The organism is Acinetobacter sp. TYF_19, from assembly GCF_043105125.1.
GTDB lineage: Bacteria > Pseudomonadota > Gammaproteobacteria > Pseudomonadales > Moraxellaceae > Acinetobacter > Acinetobacter johnsonii.
The window spans coordinates 1-10,860 of sequence record NZ_JBICLH010000015.1 but is presented as its reverse complement, the minus strand read 5'-3'; the positions used below and the strand labels follow the sequence as shown (position 1 = coordinate 10,860).

The window sequence follows — 10,860 nt, the reverse complement described above, 5'->3', positions numbered from 1 at the left end:
GAATCGTATTGATTTTAGGTGCTTCAAAAATCTTTGATTCAGTGACTACATTTTCAGGTATTTTCCAGTTGATCCGACTGATATCAAAGCCCAGTAAAGTCCGTAATTTTTGTTGATACAGTCTTAATTGTGTTTGTTGAGCAATTAAATTTGATTGGGAAGCTTCAAGATACGACTTCGCCTGCACGGGATCTGCCTGACTGCTAATGCCAGCATTTGCACGCAAATTGGCAATCTCAGCAATACGTGCAATCCCATCTACTTGCTGCTGTGCAATGCGACAGACTTCCTCATAGCGTTTTAGATTCACGATTGCACTTGCAACCTCAAGTGCAACCTCATCAATCTTGACCAGCACTTGCGCCTGCTGCAATGCTAATCTGGCTTTTTGAATATCCACACTGGATTTGACCTTACCAAAATCATAGACCATCTGTGTCGCATTAAGACTTAATAACTGCCGACCGCGTTCGCCAGAAGTCATATCTCCAGTCGAAATACCACCCGATAATTGAGGATAATATGCAGCTTTAGCCACATCAATATTGGCATTTTGAGAAGCAAGACTCGCAATATTTTGACTAATTTCAGGATGTCGCTGAACCGCAATTTTCACTGCCTCAGAAATATCAAGCGTTCTTGAAGTGGGGCTTACCAAGCTCAATCCCGCAGTATTGACCGTATTGGAATGTGTTGAACCGATAACAGGAAGTTCATCAAACTTTGAGGTATCGACATCAAAATTTGAGAGCTGTTTAAGATCTACTTTATTAAAATGATCATCCGATTTTGGGGTAAATACACCTTGTAAATTATCTTTTAACGAAGTTGCAATTTCCTGACCAGACGCTGCATAAAGTAAAGGCATATAAAGGCTAAGAAGTGAACATAAACTCGTCTTTATTAATACATCCCGTTTATTCATGATATTGTTTCACGACTATAATAATGATGATGAGGAAAATCAAAACTCAAGCATTGTACTGGAATTTTGTGTAAGCGTCCGCTGAATCCCATACCTATTTTTTAATTTGAGTTGGATTTCCAACGATGTGGCAGTAACTCTTTAATCTGGGTCACTTTATGTGTCGGCAGCCTTTTCAGCACATCACTTAAATAGGCATACGGATCCAGCCCATTCAGCTTTGCTGACTGGATTAACGTCATGATGTTTGCCGCTCGCTGACCACTGCGCAGCGAGCCAGCAAACAGCCAGTTCTTGCGCCCCAACGCCCAGGGACGCATCTGATTCTCGACCCAATTATTGCAAATAGGTAGATTGCCATCATCCAGATAGCGGCTTAAAGCTGGCCAACGCTTCAGCGTGTAATTGATGGCCTTGTAGGAGGTGTTGCTGAATATATATCCATGTTCATGGATTAAGTCCCCACTTGTTTTTAGGTGGGGACTAAATTAAGGCTTATAGGATCGCTTGGTAAGGCTGTGTTAGCCGGATGCTTACAATTTTGTTTTGCCATTAAATGATTTAGCGAAATTATTCACATCTAGCATAAAAATTGCCCCACGGATGGGGCAACTTTTATTCATCAACACGATAAGTTAGCCAATCGTAATTTGATGATTATTTAACAGCTCTGCAAGCGTTACATTCGAAGTTTGATGTTCTAAGACCAAAAGATCCTGATAATTTGAACCATTTGCTTCACCATCACGATCTACTTTCACGGTTGCAGATTCAGTTGCTGCATCATAGTCAACCTTAATGAATTTTTCGACTTGTGAAAGATGAGATGATGTCAAATCACTATCACTAAGCAAATCATTAAAGAATTCTGATGAGAATTGAATCGTTTCGGCATTGCTATCTGTTGCGGTAGAACCAAAACCGAAATCTGTCCAATGATCAATACCATGCCCCGCTTTGGCATCACTCGCATCTAGCACATTATAAATCAATGTATCGTGACCCTGACCCGTCGTAATGGTATCGTTACCCGCTTTGGCCACAATCACATCATCCGAACTGGTTTCAGCTACGCTGAAGCTTCTCGCTGATAATGGATTTACTCCAAATTGGGTTTGAACATTTTCACTCACCAGCAAAGTGACAGCCGTACCCGATACGGTACTGGTGTATGTCACATAACCATTATTGGGTGCACTTGGTGTCCAGCCTGAACCAAGTCCAACAGTATCCTCAGCAGTACCATTGATCTTCAAGGTATGTGCCGCATCAGTCATGGTCAATACATCTGATGCTGTCAGGCTAGTGATATTATTTGCTCCATTTACAGACAAATCCAGCACTTCAACATTCTTCAGATTTGCTGCCAAAGTAGCACCTGATACAGTTTCACCAGAACGGAGCTGAATCGTATCTGTACCTGCTCCAGCATTAATACTACTTGCTGTATATAGCAAGGTATCATTACCTGTTGTAGCCTGTTGGGCCGTCATATTTACAGTAATGTTCCTAGAAACAGGATCAGATACACTATTTCCAGCACCACTTTCAACTGTCCATGCTTCTACCCTGATTTGTGTACCTGCAGTCGCTGAATCCTGATCAGTTAAAGCTGCTTTCGCCTGTTTAAAGCCTAACTTATCTATATTGCTTTGGGTTAAACCTGTAATGGTATAAGTCGTACTTGATTCAGTTCCACTTACTGTAATTTGACTAGATAAAATCTGTACACCATCGATATAAAAAGAGGCATATTGACCCAGACCTGTGAGTTTAATGGTCATAGTTTCAGTACTGCTGTCATTTGCAACTTCTGAAACTTTTGGATCATGCATCGATGCATTCAGGTTAAGTGGAATAATCTCATTTTCTTTACCGAAACTTTGAGTCGGTTTGATATCAACGCCATTGGCTACGGCATTAACCACCAAATCTCCAATGACTTTGGTTTCAGTTAAAGGAGATAAGCTACTTTCACCAGAAGTTACAACCAACTGTAAGTTTTCAACAGTACCACTCCAGTGTGTCGGCGGTAATATCGCAACATAAGCTGGTAGTCCACCACTTTCTGAGAGCACCCAAGTGTTGGTTGTGCCATCACCACCTGCATTACTTGCAAGCGTTGCAAGCGTTGCGGATGCCGCATCATTTCCGACATAAACCAAGAAGCCATTTGGAACATTAGATAGCAAAATTGCACCATAAGACTCTGAACCATCTGAATCCTTCAAACTCACGCTTAGTCCATCTGTACCAGTCAGCTCAATTGCATTGGCTTGAGTTGCCAGTTCTGACTCATCACCATTAAAGTTTTGTGAAACAACATTTACACCATTATTGATCCGTTGAACTTCCACAGAACCCGTGACACTGACTGCTTTATCAGCTGCATCGTATTCTTTTACTTTTGCATAAGCAGTAAATGATACATTACCTGGTACAGTTTTCTCATCATTTGGCATGGTATACGTTAAGCCTACTGTTCCGCCATTTTCACCAATGTCAATGACGTAGAAATCACCATCAGTTGTACCATCACCATCAATATCAATATCTACTTGTAAAACAAGTGGTGTTGTACTACCCGTGATGTATAGCTGACCATCTTCCATGGCATCGGTTGTACCAGCAGTATTGACTTGCACATACATTTTACCATCGACAACCTTACCAAAACTTCCATCGGCAGGGTCGAGTGTAATAGAACTTGTGATTTCTGTCTCACCCTCATCCACCATACTATCTCCAGACATGGTGAATATCGGATTATCCGTCACAGGAGCGATTGGAATCGTCATGTCTTGAATCGTTGCCTCTTCGGTAGCGCCACCCAAGACCGAAGTCGTAAGTGTCGCATCGAAATGGAACTGTTCAGATTGACCATTATGATTCCAGTCTGCTGGTGGCGTGATCACAATACTTTCTAACAGATTTTGCAAAGCAGCTTCGGCTTCGGCTTCGGCTTCGGCATCAGTGGCATTCGGATCTACCGTAACACTTGCTGTCCATACTGGGGTATCAGGGTTACCATCATTATTTGTATCGATCATGGTTTGTACCATACCATTGACGATTGTACCTGCTGGTAAATCTTTCAAGGTGACAGTAAACAAGTTGCTTGCCGAATGATCCCGAATGGTAATGGCTTGATCTACCACATCGCTTAATTTAAATGGTGTATCTTCCGTAGCAGATGCACCATTATATTTCCATTCGTCAATAAGCGGTGCTTTACTGCCTGGAGCCTTAGCAAAATTTGTATTTAGATACCATGTCACTGAATCAGATTTGATGTCTGTTATAGCAGTCAAATCAGACCCTAGATCTTGTGTCTGTACAGTTATCTTAATCGGATGGTCTGTTAAGTCACCCGCGTCGGAACCAATCTTGAAAGTGACTGGTACATCAATACCACCCTGTGCGTTGATTGAAGGTGCATTATTTGCCTGATAGACCAGTACCCATGTACCAGCACCTACCTGTTGAACATTTGCACCTTGTACAGTTACACCCTCTGGCACTTTTTCGATCAAGATACGAACCACGTGTTCACTGCCATCATGGTCAATCGAAGCGACGTTCAGATTAACGGTCACAGTATCCGTTGCAGTCAGTGTTGCGGTGTCTGGAGTAGCATCATCATTTGCATGTTGATCTGATGAAGTGGTATTGCTTGTTCCAGAAATACCAGTAACAGATAACTCAACAGCATCGGTAACTGCACTCGCCGTTAAATTTAATTGTCCCTCTTTAACCACCGTGTCCGCTGGTGCGGTTTGCACCGAACCATAATGATTATCGGTCACTTCATATTTATAAGTGAAGAAGCCCTGATCACCATCAAGCTGATCACCACCTTTAGCTGCCAAGGTTTGAGCTTGTTCAGCAGTCAATTCGTAGTAGTCCACCCCATCAATGGTTTTGATTGGTAAGTCTGCTTCACTTAAGAGAACAACCGATGTGCCTGTATCTAGATATAAAGTATAGTTTGCACCTGCCGCCTGATTCTTTGCAATCCAAACATGTCCCAAAGTTTCGTCATTGTCACCATTTACATGAACAATGCCAAAATACAGGGTCGTAATTTCATCTTCAACCAGTGTCGCACTGGTCGTTGCTTCTGCTTCGGCAGAAGGTGTCACTGTGAAATTAACGTCAGTTAATGCACCAGTTTTGGAATCACCATCATTTTCAGTAGAAACGCCTGCAACTTTGAAATTCACATTGCCACTGTAATTCTCTGGTACTGTGATAAATACATTATTTAAATCTGTTGGTTTAATCACCCAGACACGTTCTTCACCTGTGCCAGTGACCAAAACAGTGGCTGGTCCACCCAGATTGAAATCTTTGGCTAAGCCAGTGATACGAAGGGTAAAGCTTTCTGAGCCATCTGTATTATCAATCGATGAAACATTTTCAATCAAATTAGAGAGTGACACTTTATGCTGGGCAGTACCATCCAGATTAGCTTCAGTGGTTGTATAAGACTGTACACCAGACTCATTACTGTCATAATCTTTTAAGGTAATTGTCGGTGTATCTGCTACACCATAAACTGTAACAGGTATAGAGAGCGGACTAGATGGAGCAGATGTGACGTCACCATCCGTCGCCGTCGCAGTAACACTTAAGGTAAAGTTTACATTGCTGTTAAAAGGTGGAGTAATCGTCAGTGGCGTAGATGTACTAAAGTTAGAGATCGTGACTGAACCGTCAGTAATCGTTTGTTCTACGCCGCCATAGAAAATTTTTGCACCAGCAGGAATATCTGAAATGGTGATATTAAAGGTTTCTGATGGATCAGAACTTCTTGGCGTAATAGACAGTGGGATTGGCGTATCTTCCAAACCAATCGCACGACCATTTAATGACAAGGTATTAATACCATCAGCAACAGGTGCGATGATAATACCTTGTAACCAAGCTTGACCTGATACTGCTGTCGCTGGTGTACCCGTCCCTTCATTGTCATCATCATAGTCTACTGTATAAGCTTCAACTTTGATTTTAAAGGTACCCGATACATTTTCAGGAGCCAAGAAATGTAATGTTGACAATGCACTAACAGGTACATCAATTGGTGTGCCTGTATAAGTCGCAGTATGTTCACCATCGGAATCAGTCCATTTGAATTGTGATCCGATGACTGTCGCATAGCTATCCCCTGAATCTAACTCAGGCGTTAAATGTGCATAAGTCAGTTCATCTGCGTCCTGATTCGTCCAGTCATCGGCAAGCTTAAATCCATTCTCAGTACCCAGTGCATACCATGTGTCTTCTGCACCTGCTGTCGTGTAAGTGTGACCACCTGTCATGATCAGGTCAGCTATACCATCGTTGTTGGAATCACCTGAACCAGGAGGATTACCCACGATTTCAGCAACAGGATTTACAGTGACTTTTATTGGCAAAGTTTTAATCTGGGTATCTGTATCCGAACCATTGGTATCAATTGATGTTACACTTACTTGAATGGTTGCATCTTGACTACTGTGTGCTGACGGCAAGATTGTGAAACTGTCCAAGATAGCCTCACGTTGCACTTCATTCAAGGTATTGTCAAAAGTGATGGTATATGGAGATACACTCGAACCAACTCCACTTACACTCCACCCTTCCTTATCGGTTGGTTCAGTCACGACCCAACCTGTCGGAATTTCAAATGCGACTTGTGTAATGACTTCTGTACCAGTAGTCGTATCCGTCACTCTTACATTTTGCAGGAAAGCAACTGCTGTGTCTTCATTGGTCGTAACATCACCTGCTGCGACATCACCTGCTACTGGTGTAACATGTAGATGTAAATAAACACTGTCAGTAATTTCAGTTCCAGTAGTCGACCCATTACCTACACCATCTCTATCTCTGTCCCGCGCATGCAGCGTGATCTGGATATTGTTAATGTTACCACTAAAGTCTTTTGGTGGTGTCACTGTAATCGATGGTAAGCTTGCTGAAGTGCCATTGTAATTATTTGGAATGTTTATTCGATAGCCACCCGACGATTCTGTTGCAGTAATGGTGTGAGGCTGTCCACCTACAGTTAAGGTTGTACCTTCTGGTAGCCCCTTAATGGTCATCCAGCGTTGCTCACTACCGTCGATGTCAGCAGTCGTGTTGTTATCGCCACCAGTCGCCAATGTCACTTGCAACAAATTAGTCAAATTAAGTGTAGTATCTTCCGCAATTTCTTTAATCACAGGTGTCGTACTGCTTGTATCAACAAAACTATTGCCATCTGAAATTTTCAGATCAATACCGTCCGTAACCGCCTGAACATTGACCTTGACTGTTGCAGTACTGGTTGCACCGTTAACACCAGAAACTTTAGTACCGCTATCGTTAACTTCATAACTGGTTACACTTACCGTTACGGTAAAGTTGGCATGACTTTCCGCAGGTGGTAAAACCTTTAATGCTTCAAACTCAGCAGACGTCATCTCCAAAGCATTTGCTGGTTTGGTTTCATCAGTCGGATGATTAACATCGCTTAACCAAATGGAGATATTGCCGCCATTCGATGTGAATAATGTAGCATCAGTACCAGATAAGAGCACTGCGCCAGCAGGAATACCGCTTAAGCTAATCACGCCTAGACGTTCTGGGCTATCACCCGTTGTTGTATTGCCATTTTGATCAATAGCATCGATTACACGTGGTGCTTTCAGACCCAATATAACAGCCGTATCTTCATTCGTAGTCACATTTGCTAGTGTTACATTACCACCCACACCCGTTGTTCCGGCTAAATTTGGTGCATCTGCGACTGGATTTACATTTACAGTCACATTGGTTGTTGTGGTTTGCCCACTGTCATCAGTAACTAGTACTTTAAATGTATCGGGACTGGTCGAAGAGCTTCCATCATAGTTACTATAGTTATCGGCAGGTTTATAAGTAATTCGACCAGCCTCATCTACAGTCACAGTGCCATGTGCAACACTGAAACTTTTGCTTCCATTACCGTTATCTGTTCCAGCAATGGTATTACCATTCGCATCCTGAATGGTAATATTCTCAAGTCGTGAATCAGCTGAGGTGGTGAACGGACCATAACTTTGATCTTCAAACATCGTAATCGTAATCGCGCTTTTCGGTGCATCATCAATCACTTGAACAACGAAACTACCAGATGCCGTATCGCCATCACCATCTTTGGCAATAAAGTCAAAATTCAGATTCAATGGTGTAGTATGACTTGGATGGTTTAATGAACCCAATAGTTCAAAGGTATATTTGCCTGTAGTCGTATCCAAAGTGACTTTGAACACAACACTGCCGCCACGCGTGGCTGTCAGTACGTTACCTGCCGCATTAATACTTATACCGCTATTACCTGTACTATCTAGCACTGCCTTTAAAGCAGTTTGATTTGCAGCAAAGCTTAAACCATCGCCATTACCTGAACCGTCCTGACCATAACTCACACTCAAATTGCCTTCTGCGGTGAGTAACGATGTGTTTGGTTCACTTCCTGTCGCTAGACCTTTTTCATCTACAGAAGTTACTGCTGGCGCAGAACCAATTGATGGCCCATCATCCTTAAAGATAAAACGATCACCTACCGCAACAGGATCACTGGTGACCGCATCACCATCACCATCTGTAGCAGTTGCAGTTAGGGTAATTAAACCTGCATTGCTGATAGAAAGACTTTCATCATAAGAAGAACCGCCCACGGGATGTTTAAGTGCTTTTGATTGAGTTAAGGTAACAGCACCCGTGGTCGGATCAATGGAGATAAGAAATACCAAATCGTCTGTTGCACTACCCGCACGTCCTTCAATCTGATTACCTACTTTATACAGCAAGACATTTTGGCCGCTGGTGGTATCTAATCCGCTATCCACACCATTGGAACTAATGTTAAGTGCATAAATCAACGCATTACTTGTAGCTTGACCATCTGCACCATACACAGGGGTGAATACATCTTTGACAAAATTAGCATCTGTTGCAGAAACAGAACCTGAGACAAAATTAGTTTCATCAACAGTTACACGACCAACATTTGCACCGTTCTCACTGATTTTAGGTTTATCGTCAACAATGCTAATAGTTATGGTATTAGTGACCGTATTGCCATATTGGTCTACAGCAGTGTAAGTGAAGCTATTGGTTTCATTGCCTGCTAAATCTTTGGTTGCTGAAGTTAAAGTAAAGCTATAAGTACCATTTGAATTGACGGTATACGTTCCATTTGCTGTAGTGCCAGTTGTTGCGATTGCCGTCCAGCCAGTCTGTAAGTTGAGATGACCCGTAGCAATATTGCTATTACTGGTTGCATCTGTTCCCGCAGGCTGACTACCATTGGCATCAATCCCATCCTCACGTACGCTACCCACTGTAGTTAATGGATTGGCTGTAACATCCTGCACATTAATGGTAAGGGTAGATGTTTTTAAGTCACCATCAGCATCACGCACTGTATAAGTAAATACATCCTGTGCATTGGCTGTTATTTTGTTTGGATCCGCTTTATAGCTATAACTACCATTGGCATTTAATGTAAGCGTACCATAATCACCTGTGATGCTTGTTCCTACTCCAGTACTCGAAGTTGTACCTGTATTGCCTTTAGCAACACCGACTACACCGCCACCAATAGCCCAACCATCTGCGCCTGACTGGTCGTTAGAAAGTACACCACTGGCTGCATCTTTGGTCAAACGCGCGCCTTCTGTAACACTTCCTGTATCCGCTACGGTGATTGGTGCATCATCAACAATATTGATGACCAAATTCCCTGCTGTTGCACTATCTCCATCAGCATCCTTGATTTCAACAGCGAAAGTAGCTGTTGTATTATCGCCACTCGTTTTTGCAGGCAAGGTATAACTATAATAAATCGTCCCCGTTCCAGTTGCTGCATTGTATTCATAACGCGCAGTTAGACCATCTGAAAAGGTCTGATTCGTGGTAGTTAAAGTATGCCCACCCAGCTTGATTGCATCACTGACTGCCAGACCGTCTGGAGAGGTAAAGCTAATTGTGCCACTGGTGGTTTCTTTATTGGTTGAAGCTTCTGTACCATCATTTAAACCAGATTCATAGACTGTCGTTGTTGCACCACCAGCCGTTGGTATTGTGCTGGTCGGGGTTGCATCAGCAATGTTGATTGTCAATTGTGCTGTTGATGTGTCGTTATCGCCATCCGTTAAAGTATAAGTAAATACGTCACTTACACCACCAGCTGAACCTGCATTACGTGCATAACTATAACTACCATCAGAATGGATCGTTAATGTGCCATATTTACCAACAACCGGATAGTTACCAACTGGATCAATCGTGACATCTAACCCATTAGCAGTATCTGCTTTTACTGTAGTTACTCGTGCGCCATCTGCACCTTTCGTGTCATTGCTGACCACATTACCAGTAACTACTGCCAAACTACCTACAGGAATGCTATTGCTTTCATTCAGAGCAGTTGGAACATCATCAATCACTTGTACAACCAGACTACCTGTTGTGGTTACTCCTCCTGCATCTGTGACACTCAGTGGAATGCCACTCAGAAGTAAACCATCATTTCCAACAGCGCTATGTGTCTGGGCATTGTTCAAAGTATAGGTATAACTCAAACTACCTGAAGTTGGGATACCACCTACACTGCTATTTGCCGTAAAACCATTTAGAACGATGGTTCCACCAGCGACGTTGATCGCTGCCGATGGGTTGCTGCTACTCAGTGATTGTAATTGTGAAAGGCTAAAGGTCTGTCCGCCTATGTTAATACTGCTTAAGCCATCTCCTGCATTGATCTGAATCGTTCCACTGGCAGATTCGCTCGCTGCACTTGCATTGCTACCTGTACTTAGACCACTTTCATACACTGTAATCTGACCACCAACATTGTTTCCGTTCTCATCGTTCGGTGTAATGCTTGGTAGGCCATCGGTATGTCCGTTAATGGTGATGGTTAATGT

The 10,860-nt window shown here is 42.7% G+C and carries 3 protein-coding genes and 2 pseudogenes; 1 reads left to right on the top strand and 4 read right to left on the bottom strand.

Annotated elements, in window-relative coordinates; genetic code table 11:
* The 3 genes and pseudogenes from ACF8FD_RS01775 to ACF8FD_RS01765 form a co-directional block, all read right to left on the bottom strand.
* On the bottom strand, positions 1-868 hold an 868-nt coding region (locus ACF8FD_RS01775; protein ID WP_392452967.1), incomplete at its 3' end, for a TolC family protein.
* Positions 869-1,026: 158 nt separating this feature from the next.
* Positions 1,027-1,341 (bottom strand): annotated as a pseudogene (locus ACF8FD_RS01770) (transposase); the annotation flags it as partial.
* Positions 1,342-1,560: 219 nt separating this feature from the next.
* Entirely contained in the window at positions 1,561-2,202 is a 642-nt protein-coding gene (locus ACF8FD_RS01765) for a type I secretion C-terminal target domain-containing protein (protein ID WP_392452969.1), read from the bottom strand.
* Positions 2,203-4,485: 2,283 nt separating this feature from the next.
* Here ACF8FD_RS01765 and ACF8FD_RS01760 point away from each other — a divergent pair.
* The gene (locus ACF8FD_RS01760; RefSeq protein WP_225858618.1) at positions 4,486-4,584 is read left to right on the top strand and encodes a hypothetical protein; all 99 of its coding nucleotides are present in this window, start codon (positions 4,486-4,488) and stop codon (positions 4,582-4,584) included.
* Positions 4,585-8,061: 3,477 nt separating this feature from the next.
* Here ACF8FD_RS01760 and ACF8FD_RS01755 read toward each other — a convergent pair.
* Positions 8,062-10,380, bottom strand: a pseudogene (locus tag ACF8FD_RS01755) (DUF5801 repeats-in-toxin domain-containing protein); the annotation flags it as partial.
* Positions 10,381-10,860 lie beyond the last annotated feature (480 nt).

Excerpts from the sequence above, each read along its gene's own strand:
- ACF8FD_RS01765 (WP_392452969.1), bottom strand. The coding sequence starts at position 2,202 with ATGACTGATGCGGCACATACCTTGAAGATCAATGGTACTGCTGAGGAT.
- ACF8FD_RS01760 (WP_225858618.1), top strand. The coding sequence starts at position 4,486 with ATGGTCAATCGAAGCGACGTTCAGATTAACGGTCACAGTATCCGTTGC.